Below are 17,882 nucleotides of genomic sequence, written 5' to 3' on the forward strand. Positions count from 1 at the left end.
CTACGCCTCGTTGGCAGAGACAGCGATGGCCGCATAACTTACGACAACCTGCCTCCGGCAAAACCGGGGCGGTTCAAGCCGCTTCACCCGTGGCTGCGCCAGCACAGCTTGCTCGAGGGCGATGTCGCCCTCGAGCAAGCGGTCGCGGTTCTTGGAGAAGGTCGAATGATCCCAGGCGGGATCATCGATGCCGAGCCCGACGAACCAGCGGAACAGGAGGTCGAAGTCCAGCCGCTCCATGAGCTGACGCTCAGACCGGATCGAATAGAAAGCCTGCAGGAGCATGGCCCGCAACAGCCGCTCCGGCGGGATCGACGGCCGACCGAGACCCGAATAGAGCGCCCTGAAGTCGCTCCCCAACGCGGCCAGCGCCTCGTTCACCAGGTCCCGGATCGCCCGAAGCGGATGATCCACCCGCACCCGAGACTCCAGGTCCACGTAGCTGAACAGCGCCCCCGTGCTCTCGTCCGATCCCCGCAAATCAACCCTCCCAAGCCAGCCAGGGGGATTGAATCACGCCGACACGGGTCGGGCGAGCGACTTCTTCAACAGCCTGCTAGGCGAGCGGGCGCCTCCCGCTAGCCCAAACACACACAAGACGCCCGCGAGCGAAGCTACTCCAGGGCGCAATAAGATAGTCATCCGCCAGCTATCCCGCGATAGACGATCGTTGAGCATCATCCCCATTGATGGATTGCCATATTAAATATCGATTTTTGTAATGTAGCGTCAGCACCTAGTCTTCATCCGGACGAATAATCGCTGGATGGAGAAAATGAAGACAGCTTTGATCACCGGAGGGTCGAGGGGTATCGGACGAGCGAGTGCCCTAGCGTTGGCGAAGGCGGGCTGTGCGATCGTCGTCAACTTCGCCGACTCAACGGAGGACGCCGAGGAAACTGTTAACGAGATCGAAACATCCGGCGGACGTGCGACAGCCGTGCGCGCCGATGTTGCGGTCGCCGCAGAAGTTCGAACTCTCTTCGAAACCGCCACTCAAACTTATGGCGGCGTGGATATCGTTGTCGCGAGCGCCGGCATCATGACGCCGTCAGCTCTCGCAGACGCCACGGACGACGATTTCGACCGCCACTTCGCAGTCAACGTGCGTGGCACGTTCAACGCATTCCGCGAGGCGGCTCGCCGGGTACGTGACGGGGGCCGGCTGATAGGCTTTTCCAGCACCACGCTGGCGCTCAACGCCCCCGGATACGGCATCTACAACGCTACGAAGGGTGCGGTGGAAGGCATGATCCGCGTCGCTGCCAAGGAGCTTGGATCACGTGGCATCACAGCCAACGCCGTAGCCCCCGGACCGGTGGAGACCGAACTGTTCCTCCACGGCAAGTCGGATGCCGACATCGAGCGCATGGCGGGAATGGCGCCAATGAAGCGGCTCGGCCAGCCGGAGGACATAGCCAGCCTCATAGCTTTCCTCGCCTCTCCTGACGCGGCCTGGATCAACGGCCAGATCATTCGCGCAAACGGTGGCATCGCATGACCGACAAAGCCCTGAGTAAGCAAGTCGTACTCGTCACCGGCGCCGGTTCCGGGATCGGCAACGCCATCGCGACCGTACTCGCGCGCGCCGGCCACATCGTCTATGCGAGCCTCCGTCTGGCACGGCCAGAAGCGGACAGTCGAGCCAATGCAATCCGCGATCTCGCCGCGACCGAGAATCTTGACATACGGGTTGTGGACCTCGACGTCCTTTCCGAGACTAGCTGCCGGGCGGCTGTCGATCAGATCATGGCCGACCAGGGCCGGCTTGATGTTGTCGTCAACAACGCGGGCATGCTGATGACCGGCGTCACAGAGGCTTTCGACCCGGAACAGGTCCAACGGATCTTCGACACCAACGCCACGTCGTGGCTGCGGGTTAATCGTGCGGTGCTGCCCCTGATGCGCCGTCAGGGTCACGGCACACTCGCCTATATCAGCAGCACGACCGCCCACATCTCCGAACCCTTTCTGGGACCCTACGCCGCCGCGAAGGCCGCCGGGGAGGTTCTGGCCGAGGTGATGGGCATGGAAGCTCGGCCGTTCGGCATCGACACTATCATCATCATTCCCGGCGCCTTCACTACCGGGACGGAGCATTTCACACACGCCAACACGCCCGCGTTTCCGGCTGTGGTCGCCCAATACGGCGACTTGCCGGCGCGAGCCGAAACGCTCGGTAATCGCCTTCAATCCATCGATGATGCGAACGGCGGGTCCCTGGATGTAGCGAGCGTCGGCGAGGCACTGCGCGACGCAATCGCCCATCCTGTCGGACAGCGACCGTACCGCATTGTCGTCGACGCCCAAAAGAAGGGGATCGAGGAGATTCTGACGGTGCGAGACGCCCGCCAGACCGCCCTCCTCGAGGCATTCAGCTTGTCAGATCTCGCTCCACCGGCGGGCTGACTCTACCGCCCGATCACGAATCCAAACCCGCTGGAGACAAGCCATGGGAAATCTTTCGATCGCTGTGGGCGCACTTGCCGCCCTTACGGCGCAGGAGCCAGACACCGCGCGCCTTCAAGCGGCCAGTCCAGACGATGTCGTCTCTATCGTGCGACCGCTCTACGAAGCACTGACGGCTTCATCCACCGAAGACGTTCGTTCGCGGCTGGAAGCTGCGACTTCGCCCGACTGGCAAAATTGCAGCCTCAACGACGCGTGCGAGACGCGAGAGGCAACGATCGCGCGCTGGAGCTCTCGCATTGCTCGCATTCCGGACTTTAAGTTCGAAATCCGGGAAATCCTGGTCTCAGGAAACCGCATCATTGTGCGAAGTGAGGCGACTGGCGCCCCGGCTGGCCCCTTCATGGGCGTGAATCCCCAAGGCCGATCGTTCCGGATCATGACGCTCGATATTCACGAGGTCGACGCTGGCAAGGTCGTCCGTACATACCATTCCGAGGATTGGGTTCGAGCCACGCGGCAGTTGAGCGGCGAGCAATAACGTTAGCCATCTTGCGCTGCTACGCGTCGGTGAGGAGGTCGCCGACCCCGCAGCCTACCTGTTCATGGCCCTTCTCCCTACGCCCTGCCAATCACTATTACTCTGATGTGGCAATTTGATTGCTTAGTTCCAGCAAAAGCTTGAGCGGGGCTTCCTCGTTGGAGGCTAGCCATACCGCATTCCAAGTTAGACGACCTTCGTCTGAACCGAGAGGTACGAAGGTGACGTAAGGAAACGGCAATCCCAACGTCGAGCTCGGTTCGATGGAAACGCCAAGTCCGCCGGCCACGATGCAGAGAAGATTGTCGCGACCGACGCTTTGAACCGTCACCTTGGCTTGAGCGCCCATTGCGGCCCACTCGTGAGCGATCAATTCCTGGAGGTGAGGCCCCTCCACGTCGGAGCGCACAAGCAAGACCTCGTCGCGCAAATCACTCCAATGTAGATGAGGGTGTGCCGCAAGCCTGTGCGTCGCCGGGAGCGCAACGTAGAGGCGTTCCTTGAAGAGTTGCCGGGAGGCGAGCCCCGGAATCGTCGAGTTGGTTGCAACGATTGCGACATCGAGCCGCCCGCTCCGCACCGCCATCATAGCTTGGACGGAGGACAACTCCTCCACAGCCACACTGACGGCCGACCTCGCACGAAATAACCGCAGGAGTTCTGCAAGGTGTCCGCGGCTTAGTGAACCCACGAATCCAATCTTAATACGACCAACCTTGCTCTGCTTCGCAGCGATCAGCTTCTCGGCAGCCTGCGCTAGAACGTCAGCGCCAGGAGCCGCGTCGCTGAGAAAGCGTGCGCCCGTAGGTGTCAGACGCGCTCCGCTTTTGTCGCGGTCGAAAAGTGGAGCGCCAAGGCGGCGTTCCAGTAACTGGATCCGGCGACTGACGGTTGATTGAGAAAGATTGAGGATATCCGCAGCACGACGGAAACTCCCGTGCTCTGCTACTGTAATCGCATATCTTAGATACCGAAGATCGAGCAAAAGGTCCGGCACGGCCTTATCCCACCGTGCCTATCCCCGCTGCCGGATGTACCTGACTGCCGGGCCTATGAACTCGGGGTTTTCCCAAGTGGCGTAGCGCTCTCGGAGAAATCGCTGCGCATCGGCATCCGAAGTGTCCTGGCTTCCTACGGTCTCACGGAGGGATCCGAAGTAAGCAAGTACCGCCTCAGGGATTTCGACGCCACCCAGGTTTCCATGGCCCGGGACGATCAAACGTGGCCGCAATTGAATGATATCGTTAAGCGCGACTTCCCATTTTGCAAGGTCGATATCCTCGACTTGTATCATCGGCGGAAAAAAGGGCACGATCGGGAACATCCGCTCTTCGAGCAGATCGCCTCCGAACAAGACGCCCTCTCGCGGAAGGTAGACGATTTGATCTCCAGGAGAGTGGGCGGTACCCCACGTTTTTAGCCGGACCTCTCGGCCGCCAAGATCAAGCATTGATTCTGGGGTATCGTAGGTTTCGTGCGGCGGCGTCAGAACGATCCCATCCAGCAGATGCTTCTGGGACTCGGGCAAAACGCCAGATCTGAAACCGTCGAGTAAGGTCTGGCCTGAACGCCGGAAATAGTCAGCCTGCGAACGGTTGTAATAAATGCGCGCGTCGTTCTTAAAAACCTGGGCGCCGAAGCCGTGCTCCGGATGAGCATGGGTGACAGTCAGGAATATCCGGCGTCCCGGCGCGAGTTCCCGCGTTAAGCGGAGGACGTTCTCGGCGCTGTCGATACCGAGCCCGCAATCAACGACGAGCACGCTTTCCGTGCCAACGATGATCCCGATGTTCGGTACGAGCGGGATACGCTTGTCGGGTATGATGAACACCCCCGGCGCCATTTCGGCCGGATAACGCGTATCCACCGTTGGCATAGGCCGCGCCGGTGGTTCAAAAGTCACTTGCTGTTGGGCGCTGGCGGGAGATGAAATCGCACTGGCCAGTCCAGCCAGCACGGCCATTTTCAGTAGATCCCGCCTGTCGGAATTCAAGCCAATGTAAGTCTGCATCACACTTCTCCTATGCTCTGCGGCTTCTGTGTCGGCGCTCGCAGTCGATCGGCACGGCCCTTGTGAACCGGCTTGCTGATGACAAAGCCATCAAGGCTGCAGCCGGGTGCCGGCCGCAGCCTCGTGGGTCAGTCGAAGATGATGATAATTTTGCCGCGAGCCCGGCCAGATGCCTGGTGCGCGAACGCTTCTGTAAAGTTGCTCAACGGTGTCTTCCGATCCAGCAGAACCTTCATCCCGCGCTCGCCGATTAGTTCGACGACGCGTCGAAGGCGTTCCCCATTGGAGCTATGGAAGACGAAGCCAGCTTCGACATTGTGGGCCCTGGCCAAGGCCTCGTCGGGCGGAAGTGCGGTAGCGAGAAGATGCCCACCGACACGCAGCACCTTGTAAGACTGCCGTTGCATATCGCCGCCGATCGTATCGAGCACGACATCGACATCGGAAACGCCTCGGGCGAAATCGCTGGCCTGGTAGTCGATCACCTTATCCGCGCCCAGTTGACGAGCGATATCGACGCCGTCACCCGATGCTGTAGCGAATACGCGGGCACCGACGTTCCGTGCGAACTGAATGGCGAAGCTTCCGACGCCGCCTGCGCCGGCGTGAATAAGGACGGATTGACCGCTCGTCAGCGCGGCGCTTTCGAAGAGCGCCTGCCAGGCGGTACCGGCAGCCGTCCCAATGCCGGCGGCATCTTCAAGCGGGATGGTCGCGGGCGCTTTCGCCAGGTAGTTGGAGGGAACCACGACATACTCGGCAAATGCGCCGCCGGCGGTCGGATCAGTGCGCGCGACGATCTTGTCGCCGATCGCCCAGCCCTGGACATCCGGTCCGATCTCTTCGATTTCGCCGGCCAAGTCAGTTCCGAGCGTGTACGGAAACTGGAGCGGGAAGAACTGCTCCATGTATCCGAGCTGAAGCTTGACATCGAGCGGGTTGAGCGCGGCTGCTACGACGCGAACAAGAACTTCGCCGGCAGCTGCCGCAGGTCTCGGTATCTCCCCGAGCACTGGCGCGACGTTGTAGCCACTGATCCGGACGGCTTTCATCACGCGTTCTCCTGCTTGCCGGCCAACGGCCATGCACCGACTTGGAAGAGCCAGCCCAGCCAGTCTTCGAGGTGCCACGTGTGAGTCAGCTTCCCATCGACGATGTGATGAAATTCATGGATCGGCATTTCGAACGATTTGCCTGTCGGAGCTACGCCGAACCATTCTCCGAGGTGCGTCCCCGAAATTGACGCACGCACAGCGACGCGACCGCCTGCTCCAATGATCTCGTGGATCGTGACTGCCGCATCTGGAAACGCAGCCCTGAAGCCATCGATCAGAGGCTTCATGCCCTCGCGACCCGGCTGCTGATGCGGAGCGAGGGGGATGTCCTGCCAATCTTCGGTCACGGCGTCATCCAGCAGCTCGAGCTGGCCCGCGAAGGCTTTATAGAAGGTCTCGACGGCGGTGCACTCTTCAGGCGAAAGGCCGATCACCTCCGTCTCGTTGGTTATCGTCATCAGGGAGTCCTTTTTTCGTTGACCCCCAATCTTTAAACTGTGGCTACACATACTTGAAATCGATATGCGATATGTGCGAACATCAACGCCATGGATTTACATGGCATCGATTTGAACCTGCTGGTTGCGTTTGATGCTCTGATGGCGGAGCGAAGTGTAACGCGTGCGGGCACGCGCATCGGTCGGACCCAGCCGGCGATGAGCGCCGCACTCGCACGCCTCCGGACACTGCTGCGTGATGAACTGTTCGTCCGTGGCCCAACCGGATTGCAGCCAACCCCGCGCGCACTCGATCTCGCCGACCCCATCACTCACGCTCTTGGCGAGATACAGCGGACGCTGGAGTTTACACAGGAATTCGATCCTTCGACCTCTACGGTCTCGATGAATGTCGGCTTGTCCGATCACCCAACTTTCCTACTTCTACCTCGACTGGTCTCGATCCTTCGACAGAAGGCGCCGGGTATCGCTCTAAACATCCGGAACTTCGCCAATCGCGACGATGCCATTACCATGCTCGATGGCGGCGAGGTCGATATCACGATTGGTGTTCAGCCAACTCCAACGGGACGAATTCTCAGTACGCGTCTTTTCGAGGAGCGCTTCGTCTGCATTTTACGCAGCGACCATCCAGCAGCACTCGGCGAACTCGATCTCCAGCGCTTTCTTTGCCTCTCTCATCTTCTCGTTTCGCCCGAAAACGAGCGCTTTGGGGTGGTGGATGTAGCGCTGGCAAAAATGGACCTGAAGCGACGCTTGGCCCTGACGCTACCGCAAATGTATGCCGCGCCCGCGCTCGTCGCGTCATCCGACATGATCGCCACCGTCATGGCAGGCGTCGTGACAGCATCGGGCTATGCGGATAAGCTGGCAGTCTTGCAGCCGCCGCTTGAGCTTGACCCGGTGCAGTTCCTGATGTCGTGGCATAGACGCAATGACTCGCACCCGGCCCAACGCTGGTTCAGAAGCTGCATAGCGGGCGCGTTTCCAGATACATGCTCTGGTGAATGACTCGCAGTCTGTTCATTGAATAATCATGCTACACCGGCATCATCGCAGCTAGCAAACCGCAGGCTCGACCAGCAACGCGGGCTTCGATATTCCGCCGTTTCCCTGTCTTTGTACGCCATAGTACGACGACCACATTTCGGTTGTTGTAACGGACTGATTTCTGCCTCTTCTACTCATCCCCGATCCAGGGCCGCACTTCGCGGGCCCGCACGAGAACGGGGACGACGTGGCGGCCACTCACCAGAAATCGGAGGCAACCCTTCGCGGCGCACGCATGCTGCGCACGGCCCTCGGGCCGGCGATCGCCCAATTTCTGGAAGATCCCGCGATCGTCGAGGTGATGCTCAACCCCGATGGGCGGCTCTGGATCGACCGCCTGTCCGAGGGACTCTCCGACACGGGTGAACGGCTGTCGCCGGCCGACGGCGAACGCATCGTTCGCCTCGTCGCGCACCATGTCGGCGCCGAGGTTCATTCAGGCAGCCCACGCGTCTCTGCCGAGTTGCCGGAAACGGGAGAGCGGTTCGAGGGCCTTCTGCCCCCCGTCGTCGCCGCGCCGGCCTTCGCGATTCGCAAGCCTGCGGTCGCCGTCTTCACCCTCGACGACTATGTCGCGGCCGGCATCATGGCGGCCGACCGGGCTGAGGTGCTACGCGTCGCCGTCGCCGAGCGCCGCAATATCCTGGTCGCCGGCGGCACCTCGACCGGCAAGACCACGCTCACCAACGCGCTGCTCGCCGAGGTGTCAAAGACGTCCGACCGCGTGGTGCTTATCGAGGACACGCGCGAGCTCCAATGCGCCGCCCCGAACCTCGTCGCCATGCGCACGAAGGACGGCGTCGTCTCGCTCTCCGACCTCGTCCGATCCTCGCTGCGTCTGCGCCCTGATCGCATCCCGATCGGCGAGGTGCGCGGCGCTGAGGCGCTTGACCTGCTCAAGGCCTGGGGCACCGGCCACCCCGGCGGCATCGGCACCATTCATGCGGGCACCGCGATCGGCGCGCTCCGCCGCCTCGAGCAGCTCATCCAGGAAGCTGTCGTCACCGTTCCGCGCGCTCTGATCGCCGAGACGATCGATCTGGTTGCCGTGCTCTCCGGCCGCGGCGCCTCGCGCCGGCTCGCCCAACTCGCTCGCGTCGAAGGGCTCGGTCCCGACGGCGATTACCACGTCACACCCGCTTGTCCGCACCCCACAGGAGATCCGTCATGATCCAGCATGCCATGCGTAACCGCCGTCATATCGCAACGGCGGCCTCCGTCACCTTCCTCACCTTGGCGATCGCGCCCGCCGCTCACGCGTCCGGTTCGTCGATGCCGTGGGAGGCGCCGCTGCAGTCCATCCTCGAATCCATCGAGGGGCCTGTCGCCAAGATCGTCGCGGTGATCATCATCATCGTGACTGGCCTCACGCTCGCCTTCGGCGACACCTCAGGCGGCTTCCGGCGCCTGATCCAGATCGTCTTCGGCCTGTCGATCGCCTTCGCCGCGTCCAGCTTCTTCCTCTCGTTCTTCTCGTTCGGCGGCGGAGCGCTGGTCTGATGGCGACGTCGGCGGAGACGGCAGGCGAAGTGCCGGGCTTTTCGGTCCCGGTTCACCGGGCGCTAACAGAGCACATTCTGCTCGGCGGCGCGCCGCGCTCGATCGCCATTCTGAACGGGACGCTGGCGGCGGCGCTCGGCCTCGGCCTGCGCCTCTGGCTGGTCGGCCTCGGTCTCTGGGCGATCGGCCACATCGCCGCCGTCTGGGCCGCCAAACGGGATCCGCAGTTCGTCGACGTCGTGCGCCGGCATCTGCGCATTCCCGGCCACCTGTCGGTCTGAGGAGCGGCGCCGATGATGAACCTTGCCGAATATCGCAACCGCAACACCCGGCTCGCCGACTTCCTCCCCTGGGTCGCCCTCGTCGGCGAAGGCGTTGTCCTCAACAAGGACGGAAGCCTGCAGCGCACCGCCCGGTTTCGCGGCCCCGACCTCGACAGCGCCGTGCCGGCCGAGCTGATCGCGGTCGCCGGACGGCTCAACAACGCCTTCCGCCGCCTCGGCTCGGGTTGGGCGATATTCGTCGAGGCGCAGCGGCACGGAGCCGCCACCTATCCCGCCAGCATGTTCGCCGACAGCGCCTCCGCGCTGGTCGACGCCGAACGCAAAGCGGATTTCGAGGAAGCTGGTGCGCATTTCGAGTCGAGCTACTTCCTGACCTTTCTCTATCTGCCGCCGGCTGAGGACGCCGCACGCGCCGAAACCTGGCTCTACGAAGGACGCGATCACGCCGGCGTCGATGCCCACGAAGTCCTGCGCGGCTTCACCGATCGCACCGATCGCATCCTCCAACTCATCGACGCCTTCATGCCGGAATGCGACTGGCTGGACGACACTGAGACGCTGACCTTTTTGCACTCGACGGTTTCCACGAAGCGCCACCGCGTCCGTGTGCCCGAGACACCGATCTATCTTGATGCGCTGCTGGCCGATCAGCCTCTCACCGGCGGGCTCGAGCCGCGCCTTGGCGACACGCATCTGCGCATCCTCACCATCGTCGGATTCCCGACCGCCACCACGCCCGGCATCCTCGACGAACTGAACCGCTTGGCCTTCCCCTACCGTTGGTCGACACGCGCCGTTCTGCTCGACAAGACCGACGCGACGAAGCTGCTGACCAAGATCCGGCGGCAATGGTTCGCCAAGCGCAAGTCGATTGCCGCCATCCTCAAGGAGGTGATGACCAACGAGGCATCGGTGCTGGTCGACACCGACGCCGCGAACAAGGCGGCCGATGCCGACATGGCGCTGCAGGAGCTCGGCGCCGACTATGCCGGCCAAGCCTATGTGACAGCGACGATCACCGTCTGGGACGAGGATCCGCGCATCGCGGCCGAAAAGCTGCGCCTCGTCGAGAAGGTCATCCAGGGCCGCGATTTCACCGCCATGCCCGAAACCATCAACGCCGTCGACGCCTGGCTCGGCAGCCTGCCCGGCCACGCCTATGCGAATGTCCGGCAGCCGCCCATCAACACGCTCAATCTCGCCCATATGATCCCGCTGTCGGCGGTATGGGCGGGACCGGAACGGGACGAGCACTTCGCAGCACCCCCGCTGCTGTTCGGCAAGACCGAAGGCTCTACCCCGTTCCGGCTTTCCATCCACGTTGGCGACGTCGGTCACACGCTGATCGTCGGACCGACTGGCGCCGGCAAGTCGGTGCTGCTCGCGCTGATGGCGTTGCAGTTCCGCCGCTACGAGCGGTCCCAAGTGTTCGCCTTCGATTTCGGTGGCTCAATACGGGCCGCAGCGCTCGCCATGCGTGGCGACTGGCACGACCTCGGCGGCGGACTCACCGATGGCGCCGAGGACAGCGTGTCGCTGCAGCCGCTGGCACGCATTGGCGACGTCGCTGAACGGGCATGGGCGGCTGACTGGCTCACTGCCATTCTGGGACGCGAGAGCGTTTCGATCACCCCCGAAGTCAAGGAGCATCTCTGGTCAGCGCTTTCATCGCTTGCCTCCGCGCCGATCGGCGAGCGCACGCTCACCGGCCTGTCGGTCCTGCTGCAGTCCAACGATCTCAAGCAGGCTCTCCGGCCCTACTGCGTCGGCGGCCCCTATGGCCGCCTGCTCGACGCTGAAGCCGAGCACCTCGGCGAAGCCTCAGTCCAGGCGTTCGAGACTGAGGGTCTCATCGGAACCGGCGCCGCGGCCGCCGTCCTCGCCTATCTCTTCCATCGTATCGAGGATCGTCTCGACGGGCGGCCAACGATGCTGATCGTTGACGAAGGCTGGCTCGCCCTCGATGACGAGGGCTTCGCGGGTCAGCTTCGCGAATGGCTGAAAACGCTGCGCAAGAAGAACGCCAGCGTCATCTTCGCCACCCAGTCGCTCTCCGACATCGACGGCTCGGCCATTGCGCCCGCCATCATAGAGAGCTGCCAAACCCGCATCCTCTTGCCGAACGAGCGCGCCATCGAGCCGCAGATCACCGCCATCTATCGCCGCTTCGGCCTCAACGATCGCCAGATCGAAATCCTCGCGCGGGCGATGCCCAAGCGCGATTACTACTGCCAGTCGCGGCGCGGCAACCGGTTGTTCGAACTGGGCCTGTCGGACGTGGCACTGGCGCTCTGCGCCGCCTCGTCGAAGCAGCACCAGGCGCTAATCGCCGAGGTTCACGCCCGCAGCGGCACTGACGGTTTCCTCGCCGAGTGGCTTGCTGAAAACCGGCTCGCCTGGGCGGCCGACCTCATCGCCGATCTCACCAACGTCACCCCCCAAACCGATCCGGAGGCACGCCCATGACCCGTTCCGTCCATTCCCCCTCGCGCGCCATCGCCGCCGTTCTACTCACGGCGCCGATGGCGCTGTCGCCGATCCTCAGCAACCCGGCCGCGGCGCAATGGCTCGTCTACGATCCGACCAACTATGCGCAGAACGTCATGACGGCGGCCCGCACGCTTCAGCAGGTCAACCAGCAGATCACCCAGCTTCAGAACGAAGCGACGATGCTGATCAACCAGGCCCGCAATCTCGCGAGCCTGCCGTATTCGTCGCTCCAGCAGCTTCAGCAGTCGGTCCAGCGCACCCAGCAGCTGCTGCAACAGGCGCAGCGCATTGCCTATGATGTCCAGAACATCGATCAGGCGTTCCAGACGACCTATGGCAACGCCTCAATGTCCGCCTCCGACCAGGCGCTCGTGGCGCAGGCGCGCGAGCGTTGGCAGAACACCGTCGGCGGGCTGCAAGACGCCATGCGCGTGCAGGCCGGCGTCGTCAGCAACATCGACACCAACCGGTCTGAAATGTCCTCGCTGATCGGCCGCAGCCAGGGAGCGACGGGCGCGCTGCAGGCGACGCAGGCCGGTAACCAGCTCCTCGCGCTTCAGGCGCAGCAGCTTGCCGACCTCACCGCCGTCGTCGCGTCGAATGGCCGAGCACAGGCGCTTAGCGAAGCCGAGCGTGCTGCCGCGGCCGAACAAGGCCGCGAGCAGCGCCGTCGCTTCCTCACACCGGGCTCCGGCTACCAGGCGGGCAACGCCCGCATGTTCCCAAACAGCGGCAATTGAGGGCGCGGCCATGGACGGCAAGATGCTCGCCCGACTTGGCGCGGTTGTGTTCGTCGCGGTGGCCGTCACCGCGACGGCGATCGAGTTAAGCCGGGATGAGGAGCCGGCGGAGAGCTGGGCTTCGTCACGACCGAGCACGGCCCCGTCTGACCCACTGCGCGAGGAGCTATTCCGGTGCCAGGCACTCGGCGAAGCCGGACCGCGTGATCCTGCCTGCCTGCGGGCCTGGGCGGAGAACCGCAACCGCTTCCTCGCGCCGGGTGCTCGACCTGCCGAGCGGCTGCCGGAAGCCGCGCCAGCTCCACACCCGCCAGCGGACGCGGATGTCCCGGCCCAGCCGGCGCCGGCGTCGCCGCCGACCGAGACGCGGTAGCGTCATGGGCAACACCGGCGTCATCGACCACTTCCTCGAAGTCTTCACCCGGTACATCGATTCAGGCTTCGGCTTGCTGAGCGGTGAAGTCGCATTCATCGCCACGACCCTCATCGTGATCGACGTGACGTTGGCGGCGTTGTTCTGGTCATGGGGCGGCGACGACGACATCTTCGCTCGCTTGGTGAAGAAGACCCTGTTCGTCGGCGTGTTCGCCTACATCATCGGCAACTGGAACAATCTCGCGCGCATCGTCTTCGAGAGCTTCGCGGGTTTGGGCCTGAAGGCCAGCGGCACAGGCTTCACGACCGCCGACCTGCTGCGGCCCGGCAAGGTGGCCCAGACCGGCCTCGATGCCGGACGTCCGCTCCTGGAATCCATCTCCGGCCTGATGGGCTATTGGTCGTTCTTCGAGAACTTCATCCAGATCGCCTGCATGTTCCTCGCCTGGGCGCTGGTGCTGCTCGCCTTCTTCATCCTCGCCATCCAACTCTTCGTCACGCTCATTGAGTTCAAGCTGACGACGCTCGCCGGCTTCGTGCTCATTCCGTTCGGCCTGTTCGGCAAGTCCGCCTTCATGGCCGAACGCGTGCTCGGCAACGTCATCTCGTCCGGCATCAAGGTGTTGGTGCTGGCCGTCATCATCGGCATCGGCTCGACGCTGTTCTCTGAATTCACGGCCGGCTTCGGCGGCGCCACGCCGTCCATCGACCAAGCCATGGCGATCGTGCTCGCCGCCCTGTCTCTCCTCGGCCTCGGCATCTTCGGCCCCGGCATCGCCAGCGGCATCGTCTCTGGCGGCCCGCAGCTCAGCGCCGGCGCGGCGGTGGGTACAGGCCTCGCGGCCGGCGGCATGATCGCCGCCGGAGCCGGCGCGGTCGGCGTCGTTGCATCCGGTGGCGCCGCACTGGCCGGAGGCGCAGCAGCCGCGGCCCGGGGCGGGGCGGCGATGGCGGGCGGCGCATCCACGGCCTACAGCCTCGGCGCAGCCGGCCAGTCAGGCGCCAGCGGCGTCGCGTCAGGCCTTGGCGGTGTCGCCCGCGCTGGCGGCAGTGCGGCCGTCTCGCCGCTGCGCCGTGCCGCCTCACGCGCCGCCGAGAGCATGCGCTCGAGTTTCAATGCCGGCGGCAAGGCCGCGTTCGAAGCCACTGGCGGCTCCTCGACGATGGGATCGGTCGGTGGCGACGCGGCGGGCGATGGCGGCGGCTCGGCCGCACCGGCAACCGCCAGCGGACCGCCCGCATGGGCGCAGCGCATGCGCCGCTCCCAACGCATGACCCACGCCGTCCAGGCGACCGCCCACGCCGTGCGCTCCGGTGATGCCCATGGCGGCGGCTCTTCCGTCAATCTTTCCGAAGGCGACCGCTGATGTTCAAACGACCCTCCACCCACTATGGCAAAGCCCCCGAACCCGAGACACCCTATCAGCGCGCCACACAGGTATGGGACGAGCGGATCGGCTCCTCGCGCGTCCAGGCGAGGAACTGGCGGCTGATGGCCTTCGGCTCGCTGATCCTCTCCGCCGGCTTCGCAACCGCGCTGGTCTGGCAATCGGCGCGCGGCACGATCGTGCCCTGGGTGGTGCAGGTCGACCGGCTCGGCCAAGCGCAGGCCGTAGCGCCAGCGGTTGCCGACTATCGCCCGACCGACCCGCAGATCGCCTTCCACCTGGCGCGCTTCATCGAGCAGGTCCGCTCGATACCGGCCGACGCCATCATCGTGCGGCAGAACTGGCTGCGCGCCTACGACTTCACGACCGACCGCGGCGCGGCGGCGCTCAACGACTATGCGCGCGCCAACGACCCGTTCACCAAGGTCGGCCGCCAGCAGATCGCGGTCGAAGTCTCCAGCGTCATCCGCGCCTCACCGGACAGCTTCCGCGTCGCCTGGGTCGAGCGCCGTTACGAGAACGGTCAGCTTGCCACGACCGAGCGCTGGACCGCGATCCTGACGATCGTCGTGCAGTTCCCGCGCAATGCCGATCGGCTCAGGGCGAACCCGCTCGGCATCTACGTCAACGCCATCAACTGGTCACGGGAGCTTGGTCAATGAAGCCGTCTTTCCGTAAAGCCGGAAAGCCGGCTTCACACGATTCCGCATTCCCGGCTCTGCGCCGAAGCGCATTTCCGCTCCTGATGCTGGCGACGTCCGCGCTGGCCGGCTGCACCACCAGCACTCCGCCTCCGGAAATCTCCTACGACAATGCGGCGCCTGCCGTGCAGACGGTCGACCCACCGGCGCCGGTCACCGTGGTCGAGATCCCGCGACCGCTTCCGCTGCCTGGGCAGATGCAACGCGTCGAACCGTCTCGAAGCACACCGGAGCCGACCGACCCGACGGCGCGCGTGAACCAGGCCAACGCCGCTGCGCGCATCCAGCCTGTGCGGAACGGCTTCATCAACTCGATGCAGGTCTACCCATTCACGCAGGGCGCGCTCTATCAGGTCTACACCGCCGTCGGGCAAATCACGGACATCGCATTGCAGCCGGGGGAGCAGCTTGTCGGCTCGGGCCCGGTCGCCGCCGGTGATACGGTGCGCTGGATCATCGGCGACACGCAGAGCGGCGCCGGGGCCACCCTGCAGGTCCACATCCTGGTCAAGCCGACCCGGCCGGATCTGATGACCAACCTTGTCATCAACACCAACCTGCGCACCTATCACATGGAGCTGCGCTCGACCGAGCGGACCTACATGGCCTCGGTTTCGTGGCAGTATCCGCAGGACCAGCTCATCGCACTACACCGGCAGAACAGCCAAGCCGAGGCCGCGCAGCCGGTCGCATCCGGTGTCGACCTCGCCAACGTCAACTTCCGCTACGCGATCGACGGCGATCGCGCGCCCTGGCGGCCGCTGCGAGCCTTCGACGACGGCCGCCAGGTCTTCATCGAATTCCCGCGCGGCATCGGCCAGGGAGAGATGCCGCCGCTGTTCGTGGTCGGTCCCGAGGGCAACACCTCGGAGCTGGTGAACTACCGGGTGCGAGGCCATCACATGATCGTCGATCGGCTCTTCGCCGCCGCCGAGTTGCGGTACGGCTCCGGCAATCGCCAGAAGCGCGTCCGCATCGTGCGTACTGATGGGAGGCCGGCGTCGTGAGCGAGACGGAGCCCCGGAAAGAGGAAGGGCCGGACGAGGAGGCTCGGCCATTGACCGGCGAGCCCGTCGGTCCGTCGCCGATGCGGCTGCGCGCCGAGCCGCCGCGCGTCACGCGGCTGTCGCGAAAGGTGCTGGCGGGTCTCGGCCTGCTCGCGAGCGTCGGGATCGGCGGCGCGCTTATCTATGCCCTTCAGACCCGCGATGCGGGGCGGCCGAACGAAGAGCTCTACTCTACCGAGAACCGCTCGACGGCAGACGGAATTGCTGGATTGCCGCGCGACTACAGCGCTGTGCCTCAGCTGGGCCCACCACTTCCGGGCGACCTCGGCCGCCCAATCCTTGGGGCGCAAAACCGCGGCCAACCCGTACCGACGCCCGGCGTGGCACCCAATCCGGGTCTCAGCCCGGAAGAGCAGCGCCGCATTCAGGAGCTGGAATCGGCCCGCACCGCGCGGCTGTTCGCCGCCACAGAAACGCGGATGGCCACCGCGACGCCGTCCCAGTCGACGCCCGGCGCGCAACCGATACCCGATCTCACCGGCCTTGGCTTGGCGCCGCCGCCCACGACGCCGACGGCGCAGGACCGGCAGAATGCCTTCCTCAACGCCGCTGCCGATCGGCGAACAGTAGCTCCCGATCGCATCGCTGCGCCGGCATCTCCGAACGTCCTCCAGGCGGGCGCTGTGATTTCCGCCGCACTGATCACCGGTATCCGTTCGGATCTCCCCGGCCAGATTACCGCCCAGGTAACCGAGAACATCTACGACAGCCCGACAGGCCGGATACTTCTGGTGCCGCAGGGCACGCGTGTCGTCGGCCAGTACGACAATAATGTGCAGTTCGGGCAGAGCCGGGTGCTGTTGGTCTGGAACCGGCTGATTTTCCCGAACGGCCGGTCGATCGTCCTCGAGCGTCAGCCGGGCGCTGACGCTGAAGGCTACGCCGGCCTGCAGGACGGCGTCGATTATCACTGGTGGGACCTCGCCAAGGCGGCCGGTCTCTCAACGCTGCTCAGCGTCGCTGCCGAACTCGCCGTGGACGATGACGATCGTCTGATTCAGGCGATCCGCAACGGCGGGCAGGACACGATTAATGACGCCGGCCAGCAAATCGTGCGCCGTCAGCTAAACGTTACGCCGACGCTGACGATCCGACCGGGTTTCCCCGTCAGGGTCATCGTAACGCGGGATTTGGCGCTCGAACCCTACGGAGGATAATGATGGCTAAGCTGAAGCTGGGGCCGCTGCCCGACGACAAGCCAGTGAAAGTGACCGTCGATCTGCCTGCTTCGCTCCACCGCGATCTAGCGGCCTATGCCGAAATTCTAGCGAGAGAGAGCGCACTGCCTGTCACCGATCCGGTGCGCCTTATTGTCCCGATGTTGCAGCGTTTCATTGCGTCAGATCGGGGATTCGTAAAAGCCCGCAACGGCCAGCGATGATCCTTCGAACGCAGGGTGGCCGACCGAGGGGTCATCGATCCATCACCACGCCGGACTGCCAGTACCTTGGCAATCATGGAATCCGCAATAGCATCTAGAGCCCACGAAAGATGTCTGGGAATGCGGCTCGAACCCGACCCAGGCCCTCGGGAGGCCGAAATTCGCCGGCCAGATCCAGCAGGCGCCTCAAAGCTGAGTTCGCATTGGCCGGAGACCATATGGCGGTCCAACTCAGATAGTCCGCCGTATTTGGCCTTCCACTTGTAGAAGGTCAGCGAGCTCAGCCCGTGCTTGCGGCACAGGTCCGCCACCGGCACGCCCGCCTCCTGCTCGCGCAGGATCCCGATGATTTGTTCTTCCGTGAATCGTGATCGCTTCATTCGTCCGTCCCTTTCCTTGATCTGAACCCTTCAAACTGGACCGATTTTGGTT

The 17,882-nt window shown here is 64.1% G+C and carries 19 protein-coding genes and 2 pseudogenes; 15 read left to right on the plus strand and 6 right to left on the minus strand.

The window, feature by feature from the left end; translation table 11 throughout:
* Positions 1–75: 75 nt before the first annotated feature.
* A pseudogene (locus ACTIFS_RS15555) lies at positions 76–480 on the minus strand (transposase); the annotation flags it as partial.
* 286 nt (positions 481–766) lie between these two features.
* Here ACTIFS_RS15555 and ACTIFS_RS15560 point away from each other — a divergent pair.
* The 3 genes from ACTIFS_RS15560 to ACTIFS_RS15570 are packed head-to-tail and all read left to right on the plus strand — an operon-like array spanning position 767 to position 2,950.
* Positions 767–1,501, plus strand: a complete 735-nt coding sequence (locus ACTIFS_RS15560) for an SDR family oxidoreductase (RefSeq protein WP_439575038.1) — start codon at positions 767–769, stop codon at positions 1,499–1,501.
* Positions 1,498–2,409: an SDR family oxidoreductase gene (locus ACTIFS_RS15565; RefSeq protein ID WP_439575039.1), complete on the plus strand. Its 912-nt coding sequence runs from the start codon at positions 1,498–1,500 to the stop codon at positions 2,407–2,409. The genes ACTIFS_RS15560 and ACTIFS_RS15565 overlap by 4 nt, the downstream gene beginning before the upstream one ends.
* Positions 2,410–2,452: 43 nt before the next feature.
* Positions 2,453–2,950, plus strand: coding sequence for an ester cyclase (locus ACTIFS_RS15570; protein WP_439575040.1), 498 nt, complete (start codon positions 2,453–2,455; stop codon positions 2,948–2,950).
* Between the two features lie 97 nt (positions 2,951–3,047).
* Here the strand turns inward: ACTIFS_RS15570 and ACTIFS_RS15575 are convergent, their stop codons facing one another.
* The 4 genes from ACTIFS_RS15575 to ACTIFS_RS15590 all read right to left on the minus strand — a co-directional run bounded on the left by ACTIFS_RS15575 (position 3,048) and on the right by ACTIFS_RS15590 (position 6,474).
* Positions 3,048–3,947, minus strand: coding sequence for a LysR substrate-binding domain-containing protein (locus ACTIFS_RS15575; protein ID WP_439575041.1), 900 nt, complete (start codon positions 3,945–3,947; stop codon positions 3,048–3,050).
* A gap of 18 nt (positions 3,948–3,965) precedes the next feature.
* Positions 3,966–4,961, minus strand: a complete 996-nt coding sequence (locus ACTIFS_RS15580; RefSeq protein ID WP_439575042.1) for an MBL fold metallo-hydrolase — start codon at positions 4,959–4,961, stop codon at positions 3,966–3,968.
* A 128-nt stretch (positions 4,962–5,089) separates the two neighbouring features.
* Positions 5,090–6,013, minus strand: a complete 924-nt coding sequence (locus ACTIFS_RS15585; RefSeq protein WP_439575230.1) for an NADP-dependent oxidoreductase — start codon at positions 6,011–6,013, stop codon at positions 5,090–5,092.
* Positions 6,013–6,474, minus strand: a complete 462-nt coding sequence (locus ACTIFS_RS15590) for an ester cyclase (RefSeq protein ID WP_439575043.1) — start codon at positions 6,472–6,474, stop codon at positions 6,013–6,015. The genes ACTIFS_RS15585 and ACTIFS_RS15590 overlap by 1 nt, the downstream gene beginning before the upstream one ends.
* A 90-nt stretch (positions 6,475–6,564) precedes the next feature.
* On the opposite strand from ACTIFS_RS15590, the gene ACTIFS_RS15595 reads away from it, so the two are divergent.
* The 12 genes from ACTIFS_RS15595 (at position 6,565) to ACTIFS_RS15650 (ending at position 17,450) form a co-directional block, all read left to right on the plus strand.
* The gene (locus ACTIFS_RS15595) at positions 6,565–7,485 is read left to right on the plus strand and encodes a LysR family transcriptional regulator (protein ID WP_439575044.1); all 921 of its coding nucleotides are present in this window, start codon (positions 6,565–6,567) and stop codon (positions 7,483–7,485) included.
* A gap of 274 nt (positions 7,486–7,759) precedes the next feature.
* The gene (trbB, locus tag ACTIFS_RS15600; RefSeq protein ID WP_439575045.1) at positions 7,760–8,695 is read left to right on the plus strand and encodes a P-type conjugative transfer ATPase TrbB; all 936 of its coding nucleotides are present in this window, start codon (positions 7,760–7,762) and stop codon (positions 8,693–8,695) included.
* On the plus strand, positions 8,692–9,024 hold the full coding sequence (locus ACTIFS_RS15605) for a TrbC/VirB2 family protein (protein ID WP_439575046.1): 333 nt from the start codon (positions 8,692–8,694) through the stop codon (positions 9,022–9,024). The genes trbB and ACTIFS_RS15605 overlap by 4 nt, the downstream gene beginning before the upstream one ends.
* Positions 9,024–9,305 (plus strand): VirB3 family type IV secretion system protein, encoded by a 282-nt coding sequence (locus tag ACTIFS_RS15610; RefSeq protein WP_439575047.1) that lies wholly within the window; start codon positions 9,024–9,026, stop codon positions 9,303–9,305. Before ACTIFS_RS15605 ends, ACTIFS_RS15610 begins: the two co-directional genes overlap by 1 nt.
* A gap of 12 nt (positions 9,306–9,317) precedes the next feature.
* A complete protein-coding gene (trbE, locus tag ACTIFS_RS15615) occupies positions 9,318–11,774 on the plus strand; it encodes a conjugal transfer protein TrbE (protein WP_439575048.1) in 2,457 nt (818 codons plus the stop codon).
* The gene (gene trbJ / locus ACTIFS_RS15620; protein ID WP_439575049.1) at positions 11,771–12,538 is read left to right on the plus strand and encodes a P-type conjugative transfer protein TrbJ; all 768 of its coding nucleotides are present in this window, start codon (positions 11,771–11,773) and stop codon (positions 12,536–12,538) included. Before trbE ends, trbJ begins: the two co-directional genes overlap by 4 nt.
* Positions 12,539–12,560: 22 nt before the next feature.
* Entirely contained in the window at positions 12,561–12,911 is a 351-nt protein-coding gene (gene trbK-alt, locus ACTIFS_RS15625; RefSeq protein WP_439575231.1) for a putative entry exclusion protein TrbK-alt, read from the plus strand.
* Positions 12,912–12,915: 4 nt separating this feature from the next.
* Positions 12,916–14,280: a P-type conjugative transfer protein TrbL gene (trbL, locus tag ACTIFS_RS15630; RefSeq protein ID WP_439575050.1), complete on the plus strand. Its 1,365-nt coding sequence runs from the start codon at positions 12,916–12,918 to the stop codon at positions 14,278–14,280.
* The gene (trbF, locus tag ACTIFS_RS15635) at positions 14,280–14,963 is read left to right on the plus strand and encodes a conjugal transfer protein TrbF (protein WP_439575051.1); all 684 of its coding nucleotides are present in this window, start codon (positions 14,280–14,282) and stop codon (positions 14,961–14,963) included. The genes trbL and trbF overlap by 1 nt, the downstream gene beginning before the upstream one ends.
* On the plus strand, positions 14,960–16,009 hold the full coding sequence (trbG, locus tag ACTIFS_RS15640; protein ID WP_439575052.1) for a P-type conjugative transfer protein TrbG: 1,050 nt from the start codon (positions 14,960–14,962) through the stop codon (positions 16,007–16,009). The genes trbF and trbG overlap by 4 nt, the downstream gene beginning before the upstream one ends.
* Positions 16,006–17,226, plus strand: coding sequence for a TrbI/VirB10 family protein (locus ACTIFS_RS15645; protein WP_439575053.1), 1,221 nt, complete (start codon positions 16,006–16,008; stop codon positions 17,224–17,226). Before trbG ends, ACTIFS_RS15645 begins: the two co-directional genes overlap by 4 nt.
* Before the next feature lie 2 nt (positions 17,227–17,228).
* Complete coding sequence (locus ACTIFS_RS15650) at positions 17,229–17,450, plus strand: DUF2274 domain-containing protein (RefSeq protein ID WP_439575054.1); 222 nt, start codon at positions 17,229–17,231, stop codon at positions 17,448–17,450.
* A 236-nt stretch (positions 17,451–17,686) separates the two neighbouring features.
* Here ACTIFS_RS15650 and ACTIFS_RS15655 read toward each other — a convergent pair.
* Positions 17,687–17,830: pseudogene (locus ACTIFS_RS15655) on the minus strand (transposase); the annotation flags it as partial.
* Positions 17,831–17,882 lie beyond the last annotated feature (52 nt).

Origin of the sequence: Phreatobacter sp. (genome assembly GCF_051860605.1) — a bacterium.
Lineage (GTDB): Bacteria > Pseudomonadota > Alphaproteobacteria > Rhizobiales > Phreatobacteraceae > Phreatobacter.

Bases quoted from the DNA above. Each gene is read 5' to 3' on its own strand.
- trbK-alt (WP_439575231.1), top strand. From the start codon at position 12,561: ATGCTCGCCCGACTTGGCGCGGTTGTGTTCGTCGCGGTGGCCGTCACC.
- ACTIFS_RS15610 (WP_439575047.1), top strand. From the start codon at position 9,024: ATGGCGACGTCGGCGGAGACGGCAGGCGAAGTGCCGGGCTTTTCGGTC.
- trbL (WP_439575050.1), top strand. From the start codon at position 12,916: ATGGGCAACACCGGCGTCATCGACCACTTCCTCGAAGTCTTCACCCGG.
- trbF (WP_439575051.1), top strand. From the start codon at position 14,280: ATGTTCAAACGACCCTCCACCCACTATGGCAAAGCCCCCGAACCCGAG.
- ACTIFS_RS15605 (WP_439575046.1), top strand. From the start codon at position 8,692: ATGATCCAGCATGCCATGCGTAACCGCCGTCATATCGCAACGGCGGCC.
- trbB (WP_439575045.1), top strand. From the start codon at position 7,760: ATGCTGCGCACGGCCCTCGGGCCGGCGATCGCCCAATTTCTGGAAGAT.
- ACTIFS_RS15580 (WP_439575042.1), bottom strand. From the start codon at position 4,961: ATGCAGACTTACATTGGCTTGAATTCCGACAGGCGGGATCTACTGAAA.
- ACTIFS_RS15595 (WP_439575044.1), top strand. From the start codon at position 6,565: ATGGATTTACATGGCATCGATTTGAACCTGCTGGTTGCGTTTGATGCT.
- ACTIFS_RS15565 (WP_439575039.1), top strand. From the start codon at position 1,498: ATGACCGACAAAGCCCTGAGTAAGCAAGTCGTACTCGTCACCGGCGCC.
- ACTIFS_RS15560 (WP_439575038.1), top strand. From the start codon at position 767: ATGGAGAAAATGAAGACAGCTTTGATCACCGGAGGGTCGAGGGGTATC.
- trbJ (WP_439575049.1), top strand. From the start codon at position 11,771: ATGACCCGTTCCGTCCATTCCCCCTCGCGCGCCATCGCCGCCGTTCTA.
- ACTIFS_RS15585 (WP_439575230.1), bottom strand. From the start codon at position 6,013: ATGAAAGCCGTCCGGATCAGTGGCTACAACGTCGCGCCAGTGCTCGGG.
- trbE (WP_439575048.1), top strand. From the start codon at position 9,318: ATGATGAACCTTGCCGAATATCGCAACCGCAACACCCGGCTCGCCGAC.
- ACTIFS_RS15590 (WP_439575043.1), bottom strand. From the start codon at position 6,474: ATGACGATAACCAACGAGACGGAGGTGATCGGCCTTTCGCCTGAAGAG.
- ACTIFS_RS15650 (WP_439575054.1), top strand. From the start codon at position 17,229: ATGGCTAAGCTGAAGCTGGGGCCGCTGCCCGACGACAAGCCAGTGAAA.
- trbG (WP_439575052.1), top strand. From the start codon at position 14,960: ATGAAGCCGTCTTTCCGTAAAGCCGGAAAGCCGGCTTCACACGATTCC.
- ACTIFS_RS15570 (WP_439575040.1), top strand. From the start codon at position 2,453: ATGGGAAATCTTTCGATCGCTGTGGGCGCACTTGCCGCCCTTACGGCG.